The following is a 22,563-nucleotide window of genomic DNA, read 5'->3' as shown; positions in this document are numbered from 1 at the left end:
AGTCATGAAAAAGGCGCCTTTCGAGGCGCCTTTTTTGCTTTTGGATTGTTGTTGTCTGGGCTGACGTCTTCGCGAGCAAGCCCGCTCCCACAGGATTTAGGTAATCCCTGTGGGAGCGGGCTTGCCCGCGATGGCGGCTTAGAATTTGTAACCGAGCCCGACCATGTAGATGAACGGATCAACATCCACATCGACCTTGGCCCGAGTGCCCGGAGCCACCGCGTTGTTTTCCACGGTCGCCGTAGTATCGATGTCGATGTAGCGCACCTGGGCGTTGAGCATGATGTTGTCGGTGATCATGTAGTCAGCACCGACCTGAAACGCCATGCCCCAGGAATTATCCGCCTTGAAGTTGCTGAAGCCGTTGGCCTGCGCTTCGCTGCCGACGTGCTCGTCGTAGATCCAGGTGTAGTTGATGCCGGCACCAACGTACGGCTGGAACGCGGACTTGCCGTCCAGCGGGTAGTACACAACGCTCAAGGTCGGCGGCAGGTGTTTCAGGGTGCCGAGTTTGCCGTTGGCCGCGCCCAGGGCGGTGCCTTTGATTTTCACGTCATGTTCGAACGGCGAGGCGGCCAGCAGCTCGATCCCCCAGTGGCTGTCGATCATGTAGGCGAAGTTCAGACCCAGCTGCGTGTCGCTGCTCATGGTGGCCTTGCCACCCAGGTCGGCGCCAGCCAGCGGGCCTTGATCGACCTTGACGCTGGAACTGTCGGCTTTCGGGTTGACGGTGATTGCACCGGCACGAACGAGGATGTCGCCCGCTTCGTGGGCGTAGGCGAGCGGGGCTGCGAGCGCGAGGGCGAACAGCGAAGCGCTGAGCAAGGACTTGTGCATGGAGGCTCCAAAGGACGTTAAAAATGTTCGATGTCCAATGGTACGGAGGCGTCTGATACGGTCTTTTGATTCAGCTCAATGAAACAGTGATGGGCTGGGTTTTTGCGGAACCTTTGGGGCCTCTTCGCGGGCAAGCCTCGCTCCTACAGGTGCTGCGTTAACCCGTAGGAGCGAGGCTTGCCCGCGAAGGCGTCCTCTAAATCAACACATGACGGCCGGATTCACTCCGGCAGCTCATACACATAAATCTTGTCCGCCTCCATCTGATACCCCGCATCCGCCAGCTCACTGGTCGACGCTTTGACCTGCAACGCCCCCTCGATCCAGTACGGCTGATACAACTCGTCCAGCTTCACGCCCACTTCGCTTTTCACATGCACGATCTGGTTCGACGGCGGTGGCGGCACGTGGATGCAGGCGCCGAAATACGGCACCAGCAAAAACTCCGTGGTGCGTCCTTCCTCGCTCACTTCCAGCGGCACGATGTAGCCCGGCAAGCGAATGTTCTGACCGTCGAGGCTTTTCACCACGGGCGCGTTGGGCATGTCCTGCTTGGCGGCGGGTGCTGATTCCAGCGCGCTGCTCATTTGCGACAGGTCGTGCAGCGGTGTCATGTTCGGCACTTCCGGCATGGCGTCCGGCGGGATCATTTCCGACCAGGTCAGCTCTTTCGGCTCGGCCGCCCACAGTGGCAGGGCGACCAGCATCAACAGCGCAAGCAGAGCGCGGGGCATCATTAACGTCCTCATAGTCGGATCGACAGGCCATCGGCCAGGGATTGGCGATACGCGCGCCACGCCGGCACGCTACCCATCAGTAAAGCGGCGATCAGGATGCCACCGAGCAGCGTCCATTCATATTCACTGGGCCAGGCGAGCGGCAGGTACAAGCCGTAATTGGCTTGCACATTACCCTGGGCCAGGGCGATGCCCACGTACAAAAGCCCCACTCCGGCAATCACCCCCGACAACGCCAGGGCAAACGCCTCCAGCACCAGCAACGTCGCGATGTGCCACGGCCGGGCGCCGACCGAGCGCAGAATCGCCATCTCGCGGCGACGTTCGTTGAGGCTGGTGAGAATCGCCGTGAGCATGCCGATCAAACCGGTCAGCACCACAAACAGCGAAACCACGAACAAGGCTTTTTCCGCCGTGCTCATCAGACTCCACAGCTCTTGCAGCGCCACGCCGGGCAGGATCGCCAGCATCGGCTCGCCACGGAATTCGTTGATCTCGCGCTGCACGGCGAAGGTCGAAATCTTGCTGTTGAGGCCAAGCATGAACGCGGTGATCGCTTGCGGCGTCAGGTCCATGTTGCGTGCCTGATCGGCGCTGATCCGGCCTTTGCCCTGGGCTGGCACACCGTTGTGCCAGTCGACGTGAATCGCTTCCATGCCGCCGAGGCTGATGTGCAACGTGCGGTCCACCGGGGTGCCGGTGCGTTTGAGAATGCCGACCACGGTGAACGGTTTGTCGTCGTGCTTGACCAGGCTGATCACCGCCACGCCGTGGGCCAGCACCAGTTTGTCGCCGAGCTTGTAGTGCAGCGCGTCGGCTACTTCGGCACCGAGCACCACCTCGAACGGATCGCTGGCGAAGGCGCGGCCATCGGCCAGTTCCAGGTGTTGTTGATGACCGTATTGGTAGTGTTCGAAGTACGCCTCGGTGGTGCCCATCACCCGATAACCGCGATGGGAATCGCCGAGGGACATCGGGATCGCCCACTTCACTTTCGGGTTGTTGGCGAAGTGTTCGAAGCTGTCCCAGCGGATGTTGTTGGTGGCGTTGCCGATGCGGAACACCGAGTACAGCAACAGGTTCACTGAGCCGGAGCGGGCACCGACGATCAGGTCGGTGCCGCTGATGGTGCTGGCGAAACTGGCCTTGGCTTCGGTGCGCACCCGTTCCACGGCCAACAGCAGGCAGACCGACAGGGCGATGGCGAACGCGGTGAGAATCGCGGTGAAGCGGCGGTTAGCCAGGCTGGCCATGGCTAGACGAAACAAATACATCTCAGACCTCGAACGGGGTGGCGGCGCGATTGAGATCGGCCAGCGACAAGTGGCGATCGAACAGCGGCGCGAGGCTTTGGTCGTGGCTGACAAACAACAGGCTCGAACCGGCTTCACGGCATTCGGCGAACAGCAGGCGAATGAAGTTTTCGCGAGCGTCGTAGTCCAGCGCCGAGGTCGGTTCGTCTGCGATCACCAGTTCCGGCTGACCAATCAATGCGCGCGCGGCGGCGACCCGTTGCTGTTGGCCGATGGACAGCGAATCGGCGCGGCGGCTGAGGATGCTTTCATCCTTCAAACCCAAGTGGGCGAGCAGGGTGGCGGCGGCCTGGTCGACGCTGCCGTGGCGCTGTTTCGCCCGTTCGGCGCGCAGCCTGGAGAAGTGGCAGGGCAATTCGACGTTCTCGCGCACCGAGAGAAACGGCAGCAGGTTGAACTGCTGGAAGATGTAACCGGTGTGGTCGACGCGAAAACGGTCACGCGCGCCGGCGCCGAGTTCGGTCAGCTCCTGGCCCAGCAGGCGAATGCTGCCGCGATCGGGTTTCTGCACGCCACCGAGCAGGCCGAGCAGGGTGGTCTTGCCACTGCCGCTGGGGCCTTTGAGGAACAGCGTTTCACCGGGTTCCAGGCGAAACGCCGGGATGTCCAGCAGCGGCGGGTGACCGGGCCAACTGAAGCCCAGGTCGGACAGTTCGATGAGTGCTTGGGTCATGGCGCCGATTTCATGGTTTTGATGACCTGTAGGAGCTGTCGAGTGAAACGAGGCTGCGATCTTTTGATCTTGCTCTTTGAAAAACAAGATCAAAAGATCGCAGCCTCGTTTCACTCGACAGCTCCTACAGTCCTACAAGGGATCAGAATTTGAGGGCGGCAGCCTTGGCCGTCACTTCAACGCCTTGCTGGCCGCTCGGGCTAATCAGTTGTACCTGAATCTTCTGGGTGGCCGGGAACGTGTTGAAGAGGTTCGCCAGGTCCAGGGTTTTCAGCGCGCCGGGTGCCGAGCAGGTGAATTGGTAGTGCGCGTGGATTTCGCTGTGGTCGTGGTGATGTTCGTCTTTGGCATCTTCATCATCAGCGTCTGGCTTGTCACCGAACAGCGGGCTTTCCAGTTCCTGGGTCGCCACCACGCAACCGGCAGCTTTCGGCAGGTTGAACAACGCCAGCGGTTTTTCCAGCTGTGCACGAGCAGCGGCGACCTTGGCTTTATCGGCGTCGGAGGTGGCAACGTGTTCGAAACCCACCAGATTCATCGCCGGGCTTTCTAGTTCCAGCTCCAGGGTCTGACCGTCCAGCGCCGCGTTCAGGCGACCGACGCCATGTTCGTGGGCACTGAGGCTGCCGTGTTCATGGTCGTGATCATGTTCTTCAGCAGAATGGGCGACGGCCAGCGGCAACAGGGCAAACGGCAGAGCGAGAAGCAGACGGCGCATGGTGGGTCTCCGAAAAGCAAAATGAAGAATTTGTTATGTAATCTTATAACGAAAGTGCGGGGAGTTTGACCGCCTGCTTGGCGTTGCGCAAGTCACATGGGAGCATGCAAGTCAGAAATGTGCAGGAGCGGACTTATGTTGCGTATACGCGGAAGCATCGGCGACTGGCCGGTGGATTTGACGTTGGAGATGGACGACAGCGATTGGGCACGGCTCGGCGCGCAGTTGCAGGTGAGCAAGCCCGAGGCCAATGCGGTCAGTGCTGCCCCGGCCAAGCCGATGAATCAGGATGATGCGCTGTGGCAGATCGCCAAGGACTTGCTGCGCAAGGCCGGGCAGTTGAGCGGGCCGGATTTGCTGGAGCAATTGGAAGGACTGACCGGCAGCGCGGGATCGGGCAAACGCCTGCTGGTGCGCTTGCGCCATTGCGCGGATGTGAAGGTGACGAGCGGTGGGGATACGCCGCTCTATAGCTGGATCGAGTAAACCGCAAAAGATCGCAGCCTCGTTTCACTCGACAGCTCCTACACGGGATTTGTCTTCATCCTGTAGGCGCTGTCGAGTGCAACGAGGCTGCGATCTTTTGATCTTTCAATAAAGCGCAGCAAACAACTTGCGGCGGTACGTGGTCACCAGCGGATGATCATTGCCCAGCAGTTCGAACACCTGTAGCAAAGTCTTGTGCGGCAAGCCTTCGCTGTAGCTGCGATTGCGCACGAACAGTTTCAGCAACGCATCCAGCGCGGCGTCGTATTGCTGGCGGGCCAATTGCTGGATAGCCAATTGATACACCGCTTCATCGTCCTGCGGGTTTTTCGCCAAGCGTGCTTTCAAGTCGGCGGCGTCCGGCAGATCCTTGGCCTGGCCCAAGAACTGGATCTGCGCCTTGGCACCGGCCAACGCAGCTTTGTGCTCATCGCTTTTCACCGCGTCGAGCACGGTTTGCGCTTCGCCCAGTTCGCCACGCTCAGTCAGGCAACGGGCGTAGAGGATCAAGGCGCCAGCGTTGGTGTTGTCTTCGCCCAGCAGCACTTTGAGCGCGGCTTCGGCGTCGGCAAAACGGCTGTCGTCAAACAGGGCCTGGGCCTGTTCGAACGGATCAGCCGCTGCGGGTGGCGGCATTTGTACGTGAGGCTCGAGCATCGCTCGCACGGCGGATTCCGGTTGTGCACCGGCAAAACCGTCCACCGGCTGACCGTCCTTGAACAACACCACCGTCGGCAAGCTGCGAATGCCGAAACGGGCGACGATGTCTTGTTCGAGATCGCAATTGACCTTGGCCAGCAGCAACTCGCCCTGATAGCTCTCGGCGATGGTCTGCAACATCGGCATCAGCACTTTGCAGGGCGCACACCATTCGGCCCAGAAATCCACCAGCACCGGTTTGTGGAAAGAGTTCTCGATCACCGACTGGTCGAAGTCGGCGGTCGTGGCGTCGAAGATGTACGGCGTTTCCTGACTCATGGGGGATCTCTTGGAAGCGTGAATGGGGCAACTATACGGCTTGGCAGGGTGTCGCTGAAAGTGTGAGCGATCTGACAGGGCGCCTTCGCGGGCAAGCCTCGCTCCTACAGGTCCGGCGCGGTTTTTCAAATCGGTGCGAACCTGTAGGAGCGAGGCTTGCCCGCGAAGCTTTCAGGCGCGCCGCGCATGGTACAGGCTGACATGCCTGAACTCTTCAGGCTCGGCCAGATCCGGCAAGGTCATCGCTTCCAGCATCTCGATGCGTTGATAGAGCGGATGCCTGAAATCTCTTACGCGCGAATCCGCCACCAACGCTTCCTGGCCACGGCTCAAAAACTCATCGAGCAATGGCAGATTCGCCCGGTCATACAAAACATCCGCCACCAGAATCAGATCAAAGCGATCCGCCTCGGCGAAAAAGTCCGTCGAGTAATTAAGCTGGACGTCGTTGAGTTCAGCATTCGCCCGACACGCGGCAATCGCCAGCGGGTCCAAGTCACAGGCCACCACCTCCAGCGCGCCGGCCTTGACTGCCGCAATCCCAGCCACCCCGGAACCGGCGCCAAAATCCAGCACCCGCTTGCCTTTGACCCACTCTGGAAATTCAGCGAGATAACGGGCCACCGCCAAACCGCTGGCCCAGCAGAAACTCCAGTACGGCGGCTCATGCAGAATCCGCCGGGTTTCTTCCGGGCTGAACGCGCGGTCCATGTTGTCGCCGTCGATCAGCCAGAGCTTCAGCTCGGTATCGGGTAACGGGACGGGCACCAGCTGCGCATCACCAAGCAGTTCACCCAACGCCTGTTGCAGGTCGAGCGGTGCAATCATGGCGCTTTGACGAATTGCAACTGACCCAGGGCTTGGGTCGTCGGCTGGGTAATGACCTGCGACGGCAAGTGCAAAATCAACTGGCCGGACTGGCTGGCGCGACCGCGCAATTCAACGCGCACGCCGGCCGGGAACGATTCCGGGTTGAAGCGCAGGTGAAACGGCAGAATCTGATTGGTGCCGATCAGGCTCGAACTGGCGAGCAATTGTTGCGGGCGGTCCTGGGCATCGATCACCAGCAGCGCCAGTTCGACTTCGGCACCGGCCGGCACGCCTTGCAGGGTGCCGCTCAACTCACGTTGATAAGCGGGCAGCGGGCCGAGGTTGGCCGATTCCTTGGCTTTTTTCTGCGCCGCCTGTGGGGCGGGGCCCGGCGTTGGCGGCTGGGGCTTGGGCGCATCGCTGCTGCAGGCCACCAGCAGGCTGAAAAGACTGAGCAAGACGAGCGGTCTTAGGGACATTTGCGGCTCCAGCAAGGTGAAATCCATGGATCAAGCTCTATAGCCAGTCTGTATACCGCAAACCCTATGGCTTGTCTTGCCACGGGGATGCGCTACCATGGCCCTCCCTTTTTTTGTTGCCTGCCACCATGCACTGTCCCTTCTGCGGTGCCAACGACACCAAGGTCATCGACTCGCGTCTGGTCGCCGAGGGCGAACAGGTGCGCCGCCGGCGTGAATGCCTGGCCTGCGGCGAGCGTTTCACGACGTTCGAGACTGCCGAACTGGTGTTGCCGCGCCTGATCAAAACCGACGGTAGCCGTCAGCCCTTCGACGAAGAAAAACTTCGCGCCGGCATGCAGCGTGCGCTGGAGAAGCGCCCGGTGAGTGTCGAGCGCCTCGAATCGTCGCTGGTGCACATCAAACACAAACTGCGCGCCACCGGTGAACGCGAGGTCAAATCCCTCGTGGTCGGTGAACTGGTGATGGCCGAGCTGCAAAAGCTCGACGAAGTCGCCTACATTCGTTTCGCCTCCGTGTATCGGCGCTTCCAGGACCTCAACGAGTTCCGCGAAGAGATCGATCGCCTGGCCCGTGAGCCGGTGAAAGAATGACCACCTCCCCAGAACAAGCCATCCTCGACGCCCATTACATGGCCCGCGCCCTGGAACTGGCGCGCAAAGGTCATTACACGACCCACCCCAACCCTAGGGTTGGCTGCGTGATCGTGCGTGACGGGCAGATTGTCGGCGAAGGCTGGCACGTGCGCACCGGCGAACCCCACGCGGAAGTCCACGCCCTGCGCGCCGCTGGCGACAAGGCCCGGGGCGCCACCGCTTACGTGACCCTGGAACCGTGCAGCCATCACGGCCACACGCCGCCCTGCGCCGACGCGCTGGTGAATGCCGGCCTCGCACGGGTCGTCGCGGCGATGCAGGACCCGAACCCGTCAGTGGCCGGTCGCGGCATGCAGCGCCTGGCCCAGGCTGGCATCGCTATCGAAAGCGGCGTGCTGGAAGGCGAGGCGCGCAAGCTCAACGAAGGCTTCCTTAAACGCATGGAACACGGCTTGCCATTCGTGCGGGTCAAGCTGGCCATGAGCCTGGACGGTCGCACGGCGATGGAAAGCGGCGAAAGCCAATGGATCACCGGCCCGGCGGCGCGTTCGGCGGTGCAACGCCTGCGCGCCCAGGCCAGCGTGGTGCTGACCGGCGCCGACACGGTGCTGGCGGACCACGCCCGTTTGACCGTGCGTGCTGACGAGTTGGGCCTGGACGCCGAGCAAACCGCTCTGGCCATGAGTCGTCCGCCACTGCGTGTGCTGATCGACGGCCGTTTGCGCGTGCCGCTGGATGCACCGTTCTTCAAGGCCGGTCCGGCGTTGGTCGCCACCTGCATGGCGATTGAAGAACAATACGCCAACGGTCCGGAATGCCTGATCGTGGCCGGTGATGATGGCTTGGTCGACCTGCGCAAGCTGCTGGTCGAACTCGCCGCCCGTGGCGTCAATGAAGTGTTGGTCGAAGCGGGGCCGCGTCTGGCCGGGGCTTTCGCCCAGCAAGGTCTGGTGGACGAATTCCAGATTTTCATCGCCGGCAAGTTCCTCGGCTCCTCGGCTCGCCCATTACTGGACTGGCCGCTCGCGCAAATGAACGATGCGCCCGAGCTCAAAATCACCGAAATTCGCGCGGTTGGCGATGACTGGCGAGTCATCGCCATTCCTGCGCCGGCGGCGAGCGTATAATTCCCGGCCTGCGCCACGCGACGGCTTTGTTCTCGAGGAGGACTCCATGTTTACCGGCATCATCGAATCCATCGGCAGTATTCGTGCATTGACCCCAAAAGGCGGAGATGTGCGGGTCCATGTAGAAACCGGCAAGCTCGACCTGAGCGACGTCAAACTGGGCGACAGCATCGCGGTCAACGGCGTGTGCCTGACGGCGGTTGAATTGCCAGGCAACGGCTTTGCGGCTGACGTCAGCCGCGAAACCCTCGACTGCACCGCGATGAATGATCTGAAAAGCGGCAGCCCGGTGAACCTGGAAAAGGCCCTGACCCCGACCACTCGCCTCGGCGGGCATCTGGTCAGCGGTCACGTCGATGGCGTGGGCGAAGTGGTTGCCCGCACCGAAAATGCCCGCGCTGTGGAATTCCGCATCCGTGCGCCGAAGGACCTGGCCAAGTACATCGCCCATAAAGGCTCGATCACCGTCGACGGCACCAGCCTGACCGTGAACGCGGTCGATGGCGCCGAGTTCATGCTGACGATCATTCCGCACACCCTGAGCGAAACCATCATGGCGTCGTACCAGCCAGGTCGCCGGGTGAACCTCGAAGTCGACTTGCTTGCCCGTTATCTGGAGCGCCTGCTGTTGGGCGACAAGGCCGCAGAGTCGGACTCTTCGCAAAGGCCGTCCAGTAACATCACCGAAAGCTTTCTGGCCGCCAACGGCTACCTCAAATCCTGACTCAAGGGGGTGCCTTGTGGCGCTCAATAGCATCGAAGAACTGGTTGAAGACATCCGCCAAGGCAAGATGGTCATCCTCATGGATGACGAAGACCGCGAGAACGAAGGCGACCTGATCATGGCCGCCGAGTGCTGCAAGGCCGAACACATCAACTTCATGGCCAAGCACGCCCGTGGCCTGATCTGCATGCCGATGAGCCGCGAGCGCTGCGAGTTGCTCAAGCTGCCCTTGATGGCCCCGCGCAACGGTTCCGGCTTCGGCACCAAATTCACCGTGTCCATCGAAGCGGCCGAAGGCGTGACCACCGGCATCTCCGCTGCCGACCGCGCGCGCACCGTGCAAGCGGCTGCGGCGAAAGACGCCAAGGCTGAAGACATCGTCAGCCCCGGCCACATCTTCCCGCTGATGGCTCAGGCCGGCGGCACCCTCGCTCGCGCTGGCCACACCGAAGCGGCCTGCGACCTGGCGCGCATGGCCGGTTTCGAGCCGAGCGGCGTGATCTGCGAAGTGATGAACGACGACGGCACCATGTCCCGTCGCACGGAACTCGAAGCGTTTGCGGCTGAACACAACATCAAGATCGGCACCATTGCCGACCTGATTCACTACCGGATGATCCACGAACGTACCGTTCAGCGGATTGCCGAGCAGCCTTTGGACAGCGAACTGGGCCAGTTCAACCTGGTGACCTATCGTGATTCCGTGGAAGGCGACGTGCACATGGCCCTGACCCTGGGCACCGTGTGCGCTGAAGAGCCGACGCTGGTTCGCGTGCACAACATGGACCCGCTGCGCGACCTGTTGATGGTCAAGCAACCGGGGCGCTGGAGCCTGCGCGCCGCCATGGCCGCGGTGGCCGAGGCGGGCAGCGGCGTGGTGCTGTTGCTCGGTCACCCGCTCGATGGCGACGTGTTGCTGGCGCACATCCGTGAAACTGCGGATCAGACCGCGGTGAAAAAACCGACCACCTACAGCATCGTCGGTGCCGGTTCGCAGATCCTTCGGGACCTGGGCGTACGCAAAATGCGCTTGATGTCGGCGCCAATGAAATTTAATGCGATATCCGGTTTCGATCTGGAAGTTGTAGAATACGTGCCCTCCGAATAATGACCGGTTGTTTCCAGTCCTTGATTCGCGGCTAACACATCACCGAGGGACGCGTAGAAAACGCGTCCCGGCTCTTTAAGAGATCTAACGAATGACCCTGAAGACCATCGAAGGTACCTTCATCGCCCCTAAAGGCCGCTACGCTTTGGTAGTGGGCCGTTTTAACAGCTTCGTCGTTGAAAGCCTGGTCAGCGGTGCAGTTGATGCCCTGGTTCGCCACGGCGTAAGCGAAAGCGACATCACCATCATCCGCGCGCCTGGCGCCTTCGAAATCCCGCTGGTTGCGCAGAAAGTCGCTCAGAAGGGCGAGTACGCGGCAATCATCGCCCTGGGCGCGGTCATTCGTGGCGGTACTCCGCACTTCGAATACGTGGCGGGCGAATGCACCAAGGGCCTGGCCCAGGTGTCCATGGAGTTCGGCGTTCCAGTCGCTTTCGGCGTCCTGACCGTTGATTCCATCGAGCAAGCCATCGAACGTTCCGGCACCAAGGCCGGTAACAAAGGTGCCGAAGCTGCCCTGTCCGCTCTGGAAATGGTCAGCCTGCTGGCGCAGTTGGAGGCCAAGTGATTAGCGACGAAAGCGATCGTTTCAACCCGCGCGAACCGCGTCCAACGGACGCCGGCAAGCCTTCGAAAAGTGAAAAGCGCCGCGCTGCCCGTCAGTTGGCGACTCAAGCGTTGTATCAGCGCCACATGGCCAGTACTTCGCTGAACGAAATCGAAGCGCAGTTTCGCGTCGACAACGATTTCACCTTCGCCGATGCCAGCTACTTCCACGACATCCTGCACGGTGTCCCGGCCAGTCTGACCGAGATCGACACTGCGTTGGCGCCGTGCCTGGACCTGACCATCGAAGAGCTGGATCCGGTTGAACTGTGCGTACTGCGCCTGTCCACCTGGGAACTGCTCAAGCGCGTCGACGTGCCGTACCGCGTTGTGATCAACGAAGGGATCGAACTGGCGAAAGTCTACGGTTCCACCGATGGCCACAAATTCGTCAACGGTGTACTCGACAAGCTGGCCCCGCGTCTGCGTGAAGCTGAAGTGAAGGCGTTCAAGCGCTAATCGGCGCTTGCAATCGCTATGGGTGAGTTTGAGCTGATCCGCAATTTCTTCGCCGCCGCGCCTTGTGCGCAAGGCGGCGAAGGCGTTGCCCTCGGGATCGGCGATGACTGCGCCTTGCTGGCTGTTTCCCCCGGGGAGCAGTTGGCCATTTCCACCGACACACTCGTTGCCGGTGTGCATTTCGCAGATCCTTGCGACCCGTTTCTGCTCGGTCAGCGTTCGCTGGCTGTCGCTGTCAGTGATCTGGCTGCCATGGGCGCCACCCCCGTTGCCTTTACCCTTGCCCTGACCTTGCCGACGGTAACCGCCGATTGGCTGGACGCTTACGCCCGTGGTTTGAACGCCATGGCGCAGAGCTGTGGGGTGGCGCTGGTGGGCGGTGATACCACGCGGGGGCCGCTGAGCCTGACCATGACCGTGTTCGGTCGTGTGCCGGCCGGCAAGGCGTTGACCCGCCGCGGTGCGCAGCCTGGCGATTTGCTCTGCGTGGGCGGTGAGTTGGGCAATGCGGCGGGTGCCTTGCCGTTGGTATTGGGGCAGCGTACGGCTGACGCCGCCATCGCCGATCCATTGCTGGCCCATTACTGGTCGCCGCAGCCGCAACTGGCGTTGGGTCAGGCGCTGCGTGGCAAAGCCACCTCGGCACTGGACATCTCCGACGGCCTGCTCGCGGACTGCGGGCATATCGCCCTGGCGTCGAATGTCGGCATTCAGGTTGAACGCGACCGCTTACCGCTGTCGAACGCTTTAGTCGCCTTCCTCGGTCAGTCGGGTGCTGAAGACGCGGCCCTGAGTGGTGGCGACGACTATGTACTGGCCTTCACCCTACCGTCCGTCGAGTTGCCCGCGTTGCTGGCCGTCGGCTGGCCGATCCATGTGGTCGGACGTGTGGTGGCCGGGCAGGGCGTTGTGCTGCTGGATGGCACTGGGCAAGACATCACCCCGCAAACCCGGGGCTATCAACATTTTCGGGAGACACCGTGACAGATCATCCCAAACAGGTCCCGGCGGAGTTCGTACCGCCTTCGGTCTGGCGCAATCCCTGGCATTTCCTGGCGTTCGGCTTCGGTTCGGGCACCTTGCCAAAGGCACCGGGCACCTGGGGTTCGTTAGTTGCGCTACCCTTTATCCCGTTGTGGCAGATGCTTCCCGACTGGGGTTACTGGCTGATGCTCGGCGTCACCATGCTGTTCGGGTTCTGGCTGTGCGGCAAGGTCGCCGACGATCTGCGGGTACACGACCACGAAGGCATCGTCTGGGACGAAATGGTCGGGATGTGGATCACCCTGTGGCTGGTGCCGGAAGGTTGGTACTGGTTGCTGGCGGGGTTCCTGGTGTTCCGCTTCTTCGACATTCTCAAGCCCTGGCCGATTCACTGGATCGACCGGCATGTGCACGGTGGCGTCGGGATCATGCTCGATGACGTATTGGCAGGTGTGTTTGCGTGGTTGGCGATGCAAGGGCTGGTATGGATTTTCGCCTGACGGGCGAGACAGGGGACTAAGGATGGCTTGGCGCTGGTTGACTGCGATGGTGTTCGCCGCGTTTTGCTCGTTCGTCCAAGCGGGCGATGCCGCGACGACGCCCTCCGTGATTCATCTGGCCAGCGAGGAATGGGAAGACTATACCGCCGCTGACGGGCATGGCCTGGGGTGGGACGTGTTGCGAGCAGTCTTCGAGCCGGCCGGGATCAAACTGGACTTTCGTACCGAACCCTACACCCGCGCCGTGGGCCTGGCTCAACGTGGTGAGGTGGATGCCTGTGTTGGTTCTTATCGAGACGAGGCCAGCGATGTGCTTTATCCACGCTGGAATTACGATACCGATCACATCTACGCCCTGGGCCTGGCCAGTAATCCGGCGCCGACCCCGGAGACGCTGGGCAACTATCGACTGGCCTGGGTCCGCGGTTACGAGTACCAGAAATACCTGCCCGGCGTGCAGCGCTATAACGAGGTCGTGCGACGCACCGGCATTCTGTCGATGCTGACCCGTAACCGTGCCGACTACTACATCGATGCGCTGACTGAAATCGACTACATCCTGAAGTGGGCCAAGGATCCGTCGCAGTTTCGCCGAACACACATCGCGGAATTGCCGCTGTACCTGTGCTTCGCCGATACGCCCAAGGCCCGCGCATTGATGGCGCTGTTCGATGAGCGCATGGAGTTGCTGGTGAAAAGCGGCAAGCTGAAACCGATCTTCGAGCGCTGGAAACAGCCGTATCCGTTCAACCCGAACTGAACACACATCCCTGTGGGAGCGGGCTTGCTCGCGAAAGCGGTGGTTCAGTCAACATTTCAGTCGACTGACAGTCCGCATTCGCGAGCAAGCCCGCTCCCACAGGGGTTGATGCCGGCGCAGAGATCTAACTTTTTGATCGTTATGCCCCATAATTCAGCCTAAGCGTCTGCAGGAACCTGCTGTTACAATGCCGCCTCTGCGAATCTCCAGTACTTATTGATCAGGAGCACACCGGTGCCTGTCGTTTTTGTCGCCGCTTCCAAGCTGCCAACGCCTTTTGCGCAATTCACCATGCACGGCTTTCTCGATGAAGAAAACGGGCGCGAGCACGTGGTGCTGAGCCTGGGTGAGTTCGCCGACGGTGCCCCGGTACTCGGCCGGTTGCACTCCGAATGCCTGACGGGCGATGCCTTGTTCAGCCAGCGATGCGACTGCGGCTCGCAACTTGAGGCCGCTTTGCAAGCCATCGCCCGTGAAGGCCGTGGCGTGTTGTTGTACCTGCGTCAGGAAGGCCGGGGCATTGGCCTGCTGAACAAAATCCGCGCCTATGAGTTGCAGGACGGTGGTGCCGACACCGTTGAAGCCAACGAACGTCTTGGTTTTGCCGCCGACCAGCGTGACTACGCCATGTGCCTGCCGATGCTGGAACACCTGGGCGTGAAATCCCTGCGCCTGATGACCAACAACCCGCGCAAGGTCAAAGCCTTGACCGACATGGGCATCGTGGTCGCCGAGCGTGTGCCGCTGCACACCGGTCACAACCCGCACAACAAACTCTACCTTGCCACGAAAGCCAGCAAACTCGACCACATGATGGGCAACGAGCATCAGGGCGAGGCAGACCGGGCGTGACGCGCGGTCAAGTACGGCGGCGATTGTCCTTCAACTGGTGGCAATACCTGGCCTTGGCCCTGCTGCCGCTGTTCGTGATCAATGGTGTGTTCGGTCAGGGCGAGGCGATCTTGCCGGTGTTGGCGATGCCGTTGTTCATCGCCGGTGTCGCCTCGATGTTTGTCAGTCTGAAGTTTTTCGGCGGCTACAAGCACGCGTTGATCGCCACCCAGAAAGCCCTCGACACCCCTGAAGAACCCGCCGCCTGGATCACCCTGGCCGCCAAGCGCCGCACGGCGTTCCTGGCCGCCGGCCTGCCGGCCTGGATCGGCGCGCTGGCGGTGTTCGTCGGCCTTGAAGCGGTGCCATTGGTGCTGCTGGCGCTGTCGACCACGGTGCTGTTCTACCTCTACCGTATCCCGCGTCAACTCGCCTGATGTTTCGCTTCTGGCTGGCGGTGATGCTGCTGGCCGGCAGCGGCATGGCCTCTGCTGTCGAGCGCGTTGTCAGCCTCGCGCCGTCTCTGTCTGAAATCGTGGTTGAACTGGGTTCTGCGGACCTTCTGGTCGGCGTGCTGGATGCCGGTGAGCGTCCTGCCGAACTCAAAAGCCTTCCATCGGTTGGCCGCTACGGCCAGTTGGACATGGAGCAACTGCTCAGTCTGAAACCCGATTTGCTGCTGCTCTGGCCCGGCAGCGTTGGCCCGGGCCAGCGGGAGCAGCTCAAGCGATTGAACATCCCCACGTATGTCGCCGAACCTCACAACCTCAAACAACTGACCGCGCAGATCGAAGCGATTGCCACGCAACTCGGTCGGCCTGAGCGTGGCGTTTCATTGGCTGCGCAGTTACGTCAGCGACTGGATGCGCTGCGCCAGCGTTATCGCCGGGATGAGCCGTTGCGGGTGTTTTATCAGGTCTGGGATCGGCCGCTGTACACCGTTGGCGGCGGGCAGATCATCAGTGATGCGCTGGAAGTGTGCGGGGCTCGGAATGTATTTGCGGATCTGACATTGCCGGCGCCTCAGGTCAGTGTGGAGGCGGTATTGCAGCGAAATCCCGAGGTGATTCTGGCCAGTGATCAGGCGCAGCTGGAGGCGTGGAAAGCCTGGCCGCAGGTGGCGGCGGTGGCGCTGGGGCGGTTGTTGTTGGTGGCGGATAAGGGGCTGGAGCGGCCGAGTGGGCAGATGATCGAGGCGACGGCCAAGTTGTGCCAGGTGATTGCGCCTGACAGGTGAGACCGAGGTGTGGCCTTCGCGGGCAAGCCTCGCTCCTACAGGTCCGGTGTGATCCTTGTAGGAGCGAGGCTTGCCCGCGAAGAGGCCCGCCCGAACACCACACATTTCAGATCAGATTTCCGGCGTCCAGGTCACCCCGAACATCCACGCCCGACCTTCCTCGCGATACCCATACTGACTGCCCTCATGGCTGTACAACGCCCGGCTGTACCCCTTGTCCAGCAGGTTATCGACCTTCAGCTCAAGCGTGATCTCACGATTCAATTCCCAGCTGCTGCGCAACCCGAGCAACGCATACCCGCCCAGCGGCTGCAGATTGTTCTCGTCGTCATAGCTGCTGCTCACCGCCTGCCAGCTGGCGCCGAGGCCGAGGCGGTCGAACTGTCGATCCAGATCCAGGCTCAACGTCCGCCGCGCACGTCGCGCCAGGGTGTGGCCGCTGTCGCGATCCCTCGGGTCAATGATCGCCACGCCGAGGTTGCTCTGCCAGCCGAACAGTTCCTGTTTAAGAGCCGCTTCGAACCCGTTGATGCGTGCCGAGGCGACGTTCTGCGGGCGTGAGTTGCTGCCGAAGATAATCGCGTCTTCAAGGTCCGTGCGGTATAGCGAAGCTTCGAGGCGACTGGTCTCGGTCAACTGGCTGCGCCATTGCAGCTCGTAACTTTTCGAGGTCTCAGGCTTCAGGTCCGGATTGCTGAAATCCGGGTAGTACAAGTCATTGAAGGTCGGTGCGCGAAAGCCTTCGCTGTAAGTCAGCAGCACGTCGTTGTCCGTGTTCAGCGGCAGGGTGAAGGTGCCGCTCCAGCTGTTCTGGCCACCGAACTGCTGATTCTGGTCCCGGCGCAAACCCAGCTCCGTGGAAAAGCTGTCCGCCTGATAGCGATGCTGGATAAACGCCGCGCGGTTCCAGCGGCTGTCCTCGTCGAACGGGGTGCTGCTGTTGATCCGGTCTTCGTACCAGTCGCCGCCGAGAATCAGGCTGTTGCGCTCGTTGAGCGTCAGGTCGTTCTGCCAGTTCACCGAATCACGGTAGGTGTTGAACACGCTGTGCTCATCGCTGAGCTTGTCCAGGGTCTTCTCGCGGTTTTCGCTGTGGCCGAATTCGACGCGGGTTTTCCAGAGGTCGTTGACCCGGGCATCGACATAACTGCTGACGCTGCTCACGGCAAAGTCGCTGTAAGGCTGCTGCTGGAGCGATTCGAAGGTGGTCGTGTCGAAGCGCCCGAACGGGTTGTCGAACTCGCTTTTGCCGCGGTTATCGAGAACATTGGCTCCGATTTCGAGGTCATCGGTGAGGGCGTGGCTCAAGCTCAGACTTACCGATTTATTGCGGTACTCATCGTGATCACCGTCGCTGGGATATGACTCGTGGGTGCGATTGATCCCGGCGGTTTCATCGAGGCTGGCGCCGAGGTTGAAGCGGGTTTTCTCGTCACCGCCGGATAGCCCCAGGCTACGTTCCCACGTCTGGTTGCTGCCAAAGCCAACGTGCAGACGTGGTTGCAGGCCTTGTTCGCCGCCACGTCGGGTGAAAATCTGGATAACACCGCCAATCGCATCGCTGCCATAAATCACCGAACGGGAGCCGCGCAGCACTTCCACGCGCTCGACCTGTTCGATATTGATGTGTTGCAGGTTGCTGTCGCCGGAGGTCGAGTTGCCGATGCGTTGACCGTCCACCAACACCAGGCTCTGTGCCGACTTGGTCCCACGAATGTAAATCCCCGGCAGACTGCCGCGCCCGCCGGTCTGCCCGACTTGTACACCTGGCACCCGACTCAGCAAGTCCGTGACGCTACTCGGTTGCAGGCGGTCGATGTCGTCGCGGGTGAAGACGGTGTTGGCGGCGCTGCTGTCGTTACGCGCTTCGACCTGACGGTTGGCGCTGATCAGCACTTCGGGGAGTTTCAGGGCTTGATCGCGTTCGAAGGTGTCAGCCAGGAGTTGGCCGGCTGGCAGCAGGGTCAGCGTAAGGGCGAGGCGGGAGAAATTCATGATGTATTCGTAAGATCGAAAAAAAACGCGGTCCTTGTAGGAGCGAGGCTTGCCCGCGAAGGCTATTTAACAGACAACATGAATGTTGAATGTTAGGGCCTCTTCGCGGGCAAGCCTCGCTCCTACAGGTCGGGGTTACTTGGCCAGTAACTGCAGGCGCTCACGCACCGAAGCCTCGATCCCCGCTTCATCCAGCCCACACTCGGCCAGCATCTGCGCAGGCTTCGCATGCTCGACGTAGCTGTCCGGCAAGCCCAGGTGCAGCATCGACTTGAGGATGTTTTCACGCGCCAGGAACTCGCTGACAGCGCCACCGGCACCGCCCATGATCGCGTTCTCTTCGATGGTCACCAGCAACTCGTGGCTGCCAGCGACTTCGCGAACCAGATCTTCGTCCAGCGGTTTGACGAAGCGCATGTCGACCACGGTCGCATCCAGCTTCTCGGCGACTTTCAGCGCCTCGACCAGTTGCACGCCGAACACCAGCAGGGCGACTTTGCTGCCCTGGCGACGAACCACGCCTTTGCCGATTTCGATCGGTTGCAGGTCTTTTTCGATGGTCGCGTTCGGACCGGAGCCGCGCGGGTAACGCACCGCCGCCGGGCCGTTGAACAAGTGGCCGGTGGTGAGCATTTTGCGCAGTTCGTTTTCGTCGCTCGGGGTCATCACCAGCATGCCGGGGATGCAACGCAGGAACGACAGGTCGAAACTGCCCGCGTGCGTGGGGCCGTCTTCGCCCACCAGACCTGCTCGGTCGATGGCGAACAGCACATCGAGGTTTTGCACCGCGACGTCATGAATCAGTTGGTCGTAACCACGTTGCAGGAACGTCGAGTAGATCGCCACCACCGGTTTCGCGCCTTCGCAGGCCATGCCGGCCGCCAGGGTCACGGCGTGTTGCTCGGCAATCGCCACGTCGAAGTAGCGCAGCGGGAAACGTTCGCTGAACGCCACCAGGTCGGAGCCTTCCTTCATCGCCGGGGTGATGCCCACCAGGCGCGGATCAGACGCGGCCATGTCGCACAGCCATTCGCCGAACACACCGGAATACTTTGGCCCGCCAGCTTTCTTTGGCGCGGCGGCCGGCGCATCGACCGGTTCAAGCTTGGTGATGGCGTGGTAACCGATCGGGTCGACTTCTGCCGGGGCGAAGCCTTTGCCTTTCTTGGTGACGACGTGCAGGAACTGCGGGCCTTTGAGATCGCGCATGTTGCGCAGGGTGGCGATCAGGGTCGGCAGGTCGTGGCCATCGATCGGGCCGATGTAGTTCCAGCCCAGCTCTTCAAACAGCGTGCCGGGAACCAGCATGCCTTTTGCGTATTCTTCGGTGCGACGGGCGATTTCCCAGGCGCCGGGCAGGCGCGACAGGACCTTTTTGCTGCCTTCACGCATGCTCGCGTAAGTGCGGCTGGAAAGGATTTTCGCGAGATAGTTCGACAGCCCGCCGACGTTGCGCGAGATCGACATGTCGTTGTCGTTGAGGATCACCAGCATGTTGGCGTTCACTTCCGGCGCATGGTTCAGCGCTTCGAACGCCATGCCGGCGGTCAGTGCGCCGTCGCCGATCACGGCAATGGCCTTGCGATCACTGTTCTGCAGGCGGGCGGCAATGGCCATGCCCAGCGCTGCGCTGATCGACGTGCTGGAGTGGCCGACGCCAAAGGTGTCGTACTCGCTCTCGGAGCGACGCGGGAAGGCGGCGACGCCGTCCTTCTGGCGCAGGGTGCCCATGCGCTCGCGACGGCCGGTGAGGATTTTGTGCGGATAGGCCTGATGACCCACGTCCCACACCAGCCGGTCGTCCGGGGTGTCGAAGACGTAATGCAACGCGATGGTCAGCTCGATGACGCCCAGGCCGGCACCGAAATGCCCGCCGGTCTGTCCGACCGTATAGAGCAATTCCAGGCGCAACTCATCGGCCAGGGTTTCCAGCTCGGCTTCGCCTAACCGGCGCAGGCCGTCCGGCGTGTTGGCACGGTCGAGCAGGGGCGTGGTCGGGCGCTTGCGGGGAATCTCATGAAACGTCGTGGGCATCAGGCGAATCGTTATAGGTATAAAAGATGCGGCAGTTTACCTGATGCATCGCCCCCTGCCCACGCGTTGCTCTTTTTTGGCGGATACGCTGTCAGCTGCGCCGTTCGACGATGTAGCGGGCCAGATCGCGCAACGGCTCGGCAGCCGCGTCAAACGGTCGCAGCGCGTGCAGGGCCTGATCGCGCAGTTCCAGGGCGTAGGCCTTGGCCGCGTCGAGGCCGAGCAGGGCCGGGTAGGTCGGCTTGTCGCGGGCGATGTCGGCGCCCTGGCGTTTGCCGAGGGTTTCGGTATCGCTCTCGACGTCGAGGATGTCGTCCTGCACCTGGAAAGCGAGGCCAATGGCCTGTGCATAAGTCTGCAAGGACTTCAGTTCATCCTTCTCCGCGCGGCCGCTGGCGAGGGCGCCGAGTTTGACGCTGACCTCGATCAGCGCGCCGGTTTTGTGCCGGTGCATGGTTTCGAGGGCTTTTTGATCGAGTTTCAGACCGACCGAGCCGAGGTCGATGGCTTGGCCGCCGACCATGCCCGCCGGGCCTGCTGCCAATGCCAAAGCGCTGACCATTTGCAGGCGGATCTCGGCGTCAGAGTTGCTCAGGCGCGGGTCGAGCAGGGCGCTGAACGCCAGGCTCTGCAAACCGTCACCGGCCAGAATCGCGCAGGCTTCATCGAATTTCTTGTGCGTGGTCGGCTGGCCGCGACGCAGATCGTCGTCGTCCATGGCCGGCAAGTCGTCATGCACCAGGGAATAAGCGTGAATCAGCTCCACCGCGCAAGCCGCGCCGTTGGCTTGCTCAGCCTTGCCGCCCAGCGCTTCGCACGCGGCGTAGGCCAGCAGCGGGCGGACCCGTTTGCCGCCATTCATCACGCTGTAGCGCATGGCTTCGTACAAGCGCGCGAGTTCAGGGCTCGGCGCGTTGAACAGGGTTTCCAGCGCTGCGTTGACGCGAGCCTGGCTGGTCGCCGAATACGCTGCAATCATTCTGGCTGATCCGCGTCGAAGGGTTCCTCGGCCAGCTCGCCATCACGCTCGAGCAGCACTTGAACCTTTTGCTCGGCCTGGGCCAGCGCCGCCTGGCAATCGCGGGTCAGACCGATGCCCTGCTCGAAAGCTGTCAGCGAGTCTTCCAGCGACAATTCGCCGTTCTCCAGACGCTCCACCAGCGTTTGCAGGTCAGCGAGAGATTGTTCGAAATCCAGTGCAGCTTTTTTGCGGGCCATGGCGGCTATTTCCGGTTGACGTTAAACCGGCGCGACACTAGCAGACATGGGGGTTATGGGCAAATGAGGGCATTGTCTGCTGCGACCTGTCGAGGGGTGAAAAGCGCGCCTGCACCCACCCTCTGTAGGAGCTGTCGAGTGAAACGAGGCTGCGATCTTTTGATCTTGATCTGGATCTGTTGCCCGTCTCCCTTAGGCGAATGCACGTATTGCGCAGGTCGGGCAAAGCAACGGCAAGATCAAAAGATCGCAGCCTCGTTTCACTCGACAGCTCCTACACAGGACGAGTGCGCTTGAGCTCAGGCAGGCTGCTTCGCTTTGGATTCGGCTCATTTCGTGAGCCGAATAACCTCTCTATTCGGCTCACGTCCAAAAAACACCGTGATTCCTGCCGCAAATATAGATGTATCCGATTGTTAAAAAACCGCCAAATGGCTAACCTTCGCGCCTTCTACGACCCAATAGTCACGGGTCTTTCTGACGAAACGCAGTTTTTGGATCTGTAACGCGCCGAGGATCAGGCGCAAGGTTTCGTTATGCATGGCAGGAGGCGTCACATGCGTTCATTTCTTCTAGTGTTGATGGGGTGGGTCTGCGCGACCGCGGCCTGGGCCGAGCCGACGGCTGAGCTGTCGGAACCGGTCGGCGGCTGGCGCTACAACGGCCTGCTCGATCGCAGCGAATACCCTCAAGTCGCCTACCCCACACCGCCCATCGACCGGGGCGTGCAGCGCAATCGCACGATGATCGAAGGCCAGCTCAAGGCCATCGGCACGCAGCGCGGGCCGCACACGCTGGCGGTCAACGGCAATCCCCTCAATCTGTACACCGACGACCAAGGGCGTTTCGCTCGGCCGTATGCGTTCGGAGCGGGCTCCAACAGCGTCGAAGTGCGCAGTGCCGAAGGCAAATCCCTCAAACGCGTTCAATTCTATGAAGCCAACAACCTGCGCACCCCGGCACGGATCCGTGTGGTGCTGGGCTGGGACGATCCGAAAGCCGAACTCGATCTGCACATCGTGACCCCCGACGGCCAGCATGCGTTCTGGGCTCGCCCGGCGATGAGCAACGGCGGCGGTCTGGACCCGGACGGCGTCGATGGCCCCGGACCGGAAATGTTCACCATGACCGCGCCGATGCACGGCACCTATCTGGTTTACGTGAACTATTGGGGCAACTTCGGCAGCGGCGGCTATAACTTCGATGAGACCAGCAACCAGAACGAGGTCATCACCTCGCAGATCAACCTGGTGCTCAACGAAAACACCGTCGACGAAAAACGCGAGACCTTCATCGTGCCCCTGCGGGCCATCGGTGACCTGCTGCTGGTCAAGACTTTCAACTATTAAGCAT

26 protein-coding genes are annotated in these 22,563 nt (G+C 61.4%); 14 read left to right on the top strand and 12 right to left on the bottom strand.

Going from position 1 to position 22,563, the window contains the following annotated elements; all coding sequences use genetic code 11:
• Positions 1-138: 138 nt before the first annotated feature.
• The 5 genes from ACA049_RS27250 to ACA049_RS27230 all read right to left on the bottom strand — a co-directional run bounded on the left by ACA049_RS27250 (position 139) and on the right by ACA049_RS27230 (position 4,278).
• Entirely contained in the window at positions 139-837 is a 699-nt protein-coding gene (locus ACA049_RS27250; RefSeq protein WP_497331231.1) for an OmpW/AlkL family protein, read from the bottom strand.
• 221 nt (positions 838-1,058) lie between these two features.
• On the bottom strand, positions 1,059-1,571 hold the full coding sequence (locus ACA049_RS27245) for a DUF3299 domain-containing protein (RefSeq protein ID WP_497313998.1): 513 nt from the start codon (positions 1,569-1,571) through the stop codon (positions 1,059-1,061).
• An 11-nt stretch (positions 1,572-1,582) separates the two neighbouring features.
• The gene (locus tag ACA049_RS27240) at positions 1,583-2,848 is read right to left on the bottom strand and encodes an ABC transporter permease (protein WP_497331229.1); all 1,266 of its coding nucleotides are present in this window, start codon (positions 2,846-2,848) and stop codon (positions 1,583-1,585) included.
• A gap of 1 nt (position 2,849) precedes the next feature.
• Positions 2,850-3,560, bottom strand: a complete 711-nt coding sequence (locus ACA049_RS27235) for an ABC transporter ATP-binding protein (protein WP_109635212.1) — start codon at positions 3,558-3,560, stop codon at positions 2,850-2,852.
• Positions 3,561-3,702: 142 nt separating this feature from the next.
• Positions 3,703-4,278 carry a DUF2796 domain-containing protein gene (locus tag ACA049_RS27230; RefSeq protein WP_497331227.1) on the bottom strand — a complete coding sequence of 192 codons (576 nt, stop codon included), beginning with the start codon at positions 4,276-4,278 and terminating at the stop codon, positions 3,703-3,705.
• Between the two features lie 135 nt (positions 4,279-4,413).
• Between ACA049_RS27230 and ACA049_RS27225 the strand changes: the two genes are divergently transcribed.
• Positions 4,414-4,764, top strand: coding sequence for a hypothetical protein (locus ACA049_RS27225; protein WP_497331225.1), 351 nt, complete (start codon positions 4,414-4,416; stop codon positions 4,762-4,764).
• 105 nt (positions 4,765-4,869) lie between these two features.
• On the opposite strand, the gene trxA is transcribed toward ACA049_RS27225, so the two are convergent.
• From trxA to ACA049_RS27210, 3 genes are all read right to left on the bottom strand, one after another.
• Complete coding sequence (gene trxA / locus ACA049_RS27220) at positions 4,870-5,742, bottom strand: thioredoxin (protein WP_461955918.1); 873 nt, start codon at positions 5,740-5,742, stop codon at positions 4,870-4,872.
• Between the two features lie 171 nt (positions 5,743-5,913).
• On the bottom strand, positions 5,914-6,570 hold the full coding sequence (locus ACA049_RS27215; protein ID WP_497331223.1) for a class I SAM-dependent methyltransferase: 657 nt from the start codon (positions 6,568-6,570) through the stop codon (positions 5,914-5,916).
• Complete coding sequence (locus ACA049_RS27210) at positions 6,567-7,031, bottom strand: YbaY family lipoprotein (protein WP_438662749.1); 465 nt, start codon at positions 7,029-7,031, stop codon at positions 6,567-6,569. Before ACA049_RS27210 ends, ACA049_RS27215 begins: the two co-directional genes overlap by 4 nt.
• 128 nt (positions 7,032-7,159) lie before the next feature.
• On the opposite strand from ACA049_RS27210, the gene nrdR reads away from it, so the two are divergent.
• From nrdR to ACA049_RS27150, 12 genes are all read left to right on the top strand, one after another.
• Positions 7,160-7,624, top strand: coding sequence for a transcriptional regulator NrdR (nrdR, locus tag ACA049_RS27205; protein ID WP_003228656.1), 465 nt, complete (start codon positions 7,160-7,162; stop codon positions 7,622-7,624).
• The gene (ribD, locus tag ACA049_RS27200) at positions 7,621-8,754 is read left to right on the top strand and encodes a bifunctional diaminohydroxyphosphoribosylaminopyrimidine deaminase/5-amino-6-(5-phosphoribosylamino)uracil reductase RibD (protein WP_497331221.1); all 1,134 of its coding nucleotides are present in this window, start codon (positions 7,621-7,623) and stop codon (positions 8,752-8,754) included. The genes nrdR and ribD overlap by 4 nt, the downstream gene beginning before the upstream one ends.
• Positions 8,755-8,800: 46 nt before the next feature.
• Positions 8,801-9,478, top strand: coding sequence for a riboflavin synthase (locus ACA049_RS27195; RefSeq protein ID WP_497331219.1), 678 nt, complete (start codon positions 8,801-8,803; stop codon positions 9,476-9,478).
• Between the two features lie 16 nt (positions 9,479-9,494).
• On the top strand, positions 9,495-10,586 hold the full coding sequence (gene ribBA, locus ACA049_RS27190) for a bifunctional 3,4-dihydroxy-2-butanone-4-phosphate synthase/GTP cyclohydrolase II (RefSeq protein WP_109635198.1): 1,092 nt from the start codon (positions 9,495-9,497) through the stop codon (positions 10,584-10,586).
• Positions 10,587-10,677: 91 nt separating this feature from the next.
• Positions 10,678-11,154, top strand: a complete 477-nt coding sequence (ribH, locus tag ACA049_RS27185; RefSeq protein ID WP_003185938.1) for a 6,7-dimethyl-8-ribityllumazine synthase — start codon at positions 10,678-10,680, stop codon at positions 11,152-11,154.
• The gene (gene nusB / locus ACA049_RS27180; RefSeq protein WP_034153728.1) at positions 11,151-11,651 is read left to right on the top strand and encodes a transcription antitermination factor NusB; all 501 of its coding nucleotides are present in this window, start codon (positions 11,151-11,153) and stop codon (positions 11,649-11,651) included. Before ribH ends, nusB begins: the two co-directional genes overlap by 4 nt.
• Positions 11,652-11,669: 18 nt before the next feature.
• On the top strand, positions 11,670-12,635 hold the full coding sequence (thiL, locus tag ACA049_RS27175) for a thiamine-phosphate kinase (RefSeq protein ID WP_497331217.1): 966 nt from the start codon (positions 11,670-11,672) through the stop codon (positions 12,633-12,635).
• Positions 12,632-13,135, top strand: coding sequence for a phosphatidylglycerophosphatase A family protein (locus tag ACA049_RS27170; RefSeq protein ID WP_403102722.1), 504 nt, complete (start codon positions 12,632-12,634; stop codon positions 13,133-13,135). The genes thiL and ACA049_RS27170 overlap by 4 nt, the downstream gene beginning before the upstream one ends.
• Before the next feature lie 22 nt (positions 13,136-13,157).
• Positions 13,158-13,895, top strand: a complete 738-nt coding sequence (locus ACA049_RS27165) for a substrate-binding periplasmic protein (protein ID WP_497331215.1) — start codon at positions 13,158-13,160, stop codon at positions 13,893-13,895.
• Positions 13,896-14,129: 234 nt separating this feature from the next.
• Positions 14,130-14,747 (top strand): GTP cyclohydrolase II, encoded by a 618-nt coding sequence (gene ribA, locus ACA049_RS27160; protein ID WP_027924335.1) that lies wholly within the window; start codon positions 14,130-14,132, stop codon positions 14,745-14,747.
• Positions 14,744-15,163, top strand: coding sequence for an MFS transporter (locus ACA049_RS27155; RefSeq protein ID WP_497331213.1), 420 nt, complete (start codon positions 14,744-14,746; stop codon positions 15,161-15,163). Before ribA ends, ACA049_RS27155 begins: the two co-directional genes overlap by 4 nt.
• Positions 15,163-15,963 (top strand): cobalamin-binding protein, encoded by an 801-nt coding sequence (locus ACA049_RS27150; RefSeq protein ID WP_497331211.1) that lies wholly within the window; start codon positions 15,163-15,165, stop codon positions 15,961-15,963. The genes ACA049_RS27155 and ACA049_RS27150 overlap by 1 nt, the downstream gene beginning before the upstream one ends.
• A gap of 111 nt (positions 15,964-16,074) precedes the next feature.
• Here ACA049_RS27150 and ACA049_RS27145 read toward each other — a convergent pair whose 3' ends face one another.
• The 4 genes from ACA049_RS27145 to ACA049_RS27130 form a co-directional block, all read right to left on the bottom strand.
• Positions 16,075-17,958 carry a TonB-dependent receptor domain-containing protein gene (locus tag ACA049_RS27145; protein ID WP_497331209.1) on the bottom strand — a complete coding sequence of 628 codons (1,884 nt, stop codon included), beginning with the start codon at positions 17,956-17,958 and terminating at the stop codon, positions 16,075-16,077.
• A gap of 135 nt (positions 17,959-18,093) precedes the next feature.
• The gene (gene dxs / locus ACA049_RS27140; RefSeq protein ID WP_497331207.1) at positions 18,094-19,992 is read right to left on the bottom strand and encodes a 1-deoxy-D-xylulose-5-phosphate synthase; all 1,899 of its coding nucleotides are present in this window, start codon (positions 19,990-19,992) and stop codon (positions 18,094-18,096) included.
• 91 nt (positions 19,993-20,083) lie between these two features.
• Complete coding sequence (gene ispA, locus ACA049_RS27135) at positions 20,084-20,971, bottom strand: (2E,6E)-farnesyl diphosphate synthase (protein WP_461955908.1); 888 nt, start codon at positions 20,969-20,971, stop codon at positions 20,084-20,086.
• Positions 20,968-21,210: an exodeoxyribonuclease VII small subunit gene (locus tag ACA049_RS27130; protein WP_007894317.1), complete on the bottom strand. Its 243-nt coding sequence runs from the start codon at positions 21,208-21,210 to the stop codon at positions 20,968-20,970. Before ACA049_RS27130 ends, ispA begins: the two co-directional genes overlap by 4 nt.
• Positions 21,211-21,767: 557 nt before the next feature.
• Between ACA049_RS27130 and ACA049_RS27125 the strand changes: the two genes are divergently transcribed.
• Complete coding sequence (locus ACA049_RS27125; RefSeq protein WP_497331205.1) at positions 21,768-22,559, top strand: YfaP family protein; 792 nt, start codon at positions 21,768-21,770, stop codon at positions 22,557-22,559.
• Positions 22,560-22,563: the final 4 nt, after the last annotated feature.

It is taken from the genome of Pseudomonas sp. LBUM1662 (genome assembly GCF_059695915.1).
Note: the sequence above shows the minus strand (reverse complement) of the source record. Positions and strands in the feature narration are given on the sequence as shown.

Bases quoted from the DNA above. Each gene is read 5' to 3' on its own strand.
- ACA049_RS27165 (WP_497331215.1), top strand. From the start codon at position 13,158: ATGGCTTGGCGCTGGTTGACTGCGATGGTGTTCGCCGCGTTTTGCTCG.
- thiL (WP_497331217.1), top strand. From the start codon at position 11,670: ATGGGTGAGTTTGAGCTGATCCGCAATTTCTTCGCCGCCGCGCCTTGT.
- ACA049_RS27245 (WP_497313998.1), bottom strand. From the start codon at position 1,571: ATGCCCCGCGCTCTGCTTGCGCTGTTGATGCTGGTCGCCCTGCCACTG.
- ACA049_RS27225 (WP_497331225.1), top strand. From the start codon at position 4,414: ATGTTGCGTATACGCGGAAGCATCGGCGACTGGCCGGTGGATTTGACG.
- ACA049_RS27210 (WP_438662749.1), bottom strand. From the start codon at position 7,031: ATGTCCCTAAGACCGCTCGTCTTGCTCAGTCTTTTCAGCCTGCTGGTG.
- ribH (WP_003185938.1), top strand. From the start codon at position 10,678: ATGACCCTGAAGACCATCGAAGGTACCTTCATCGCCCCTAAAGGCCGC.
- ACA049_RS27240 (WP_497331229.1), bottom strand. From the start codon at position 2,848: ATGTATTTGTTTCGTCTAGCCATGGCCAGCCTGGCTAACCGCCGCTTC.
- ispA (WP_461955908.1), bottom strand. From the start codon at position 20,971: ATGATTGCAGCGTATTCGGCGACCAGCCAGGCTCGCGTCAACGCAGCG.
- ACA049_RS27145 (WP_497331209.1), bottom strand. From the start codon at position 17,958: ATGAATTTCTCCCGCCTCGCCCTTACGCTGACCCTGCTGCCAGCCGGC.
- dxs (WP_497331207.1), bottom strand. From the start codon at position 19,992: ATGCCCACGACGTTTCATGAGATTCCCCGCAAGCGCCCGACCACGCCC.
- ACA049_RS27215 (WP_497331223.1), bottom strand. From the start codon at position 6,570: ATGATTGCACCGCTCGACCTGCAACAGGCGTTGGGTGAACTGCTTGGT.
- ACA049_RS27250 (WP_497331231.1), bottom strand. From the start codon at position 837: ATGCACAAGTCCTTGCTCAGCGCTTCGCTGTTCGCCCTCGCGCTCGCA.
- ACA049_RS27125 (WP_497331205.1), top strand. From the start codon at position 21,768: ATGCGTTCATTTCTTCTAGTGTTGATGGGGTGGGTCTGCGCGACCGCG.
- ribD (WP_497331221.1), top strand. From the start codon at position 7,621: ATGACCACCTCCCCAGAACAAGCCATCCTCGACGCCCATTACATGGCC.
- trxA (WP_461955918.1), bottom strand. From the start codon at position 5,742: ATGAGTCAGGAAACGCCGTACATCTTCGACGCCACGACCGCCGACTTC.
- ACA049_RS27235 (WP_109635212.1), bottom strand. From the start codon at position 3,560: ATGACCCAAGCACTCATCGAACTGTCCGACCTGGGCTTCAGTTGGCCC.
- ACA049_RS27230 (WP_497331227.1), bottom strand. From the start codon at position 4,278: ATGCGCCGTCTGCTTCTCGCTCTGCCGTTTGCCCTGTTGCCGCTGGCC.
- ACA049_RS27130 (WP_007894317.1), bottom strand. From the start codon at position 21,210: ATGGCCCGCAAAAAAGCTGCACTGGATTTCGAACAATCTCTCGCTGAC.
- ACA049_RS27195 (WP_497331219.1), top strand. From the start codon at position 8,801: ATGTTTACCGGCATCATCGAATCCATCGGCAGTATTCGTGCATTGACC.
- ACA049_RS27150 (WP_497331211.1), top strand. From the start codon at position 15,163: ATGTTTCGCTTCTGGCTGGCGGTGATGCTGCTGGCCGGCAGCGGCATG.
- nrdR (WP_003228656.1), top strand. From the start codon at position 7,160: ATGCACTGTCCCTTCTGCGGTGCCAACGACACCAAGGTCATCGACTCG.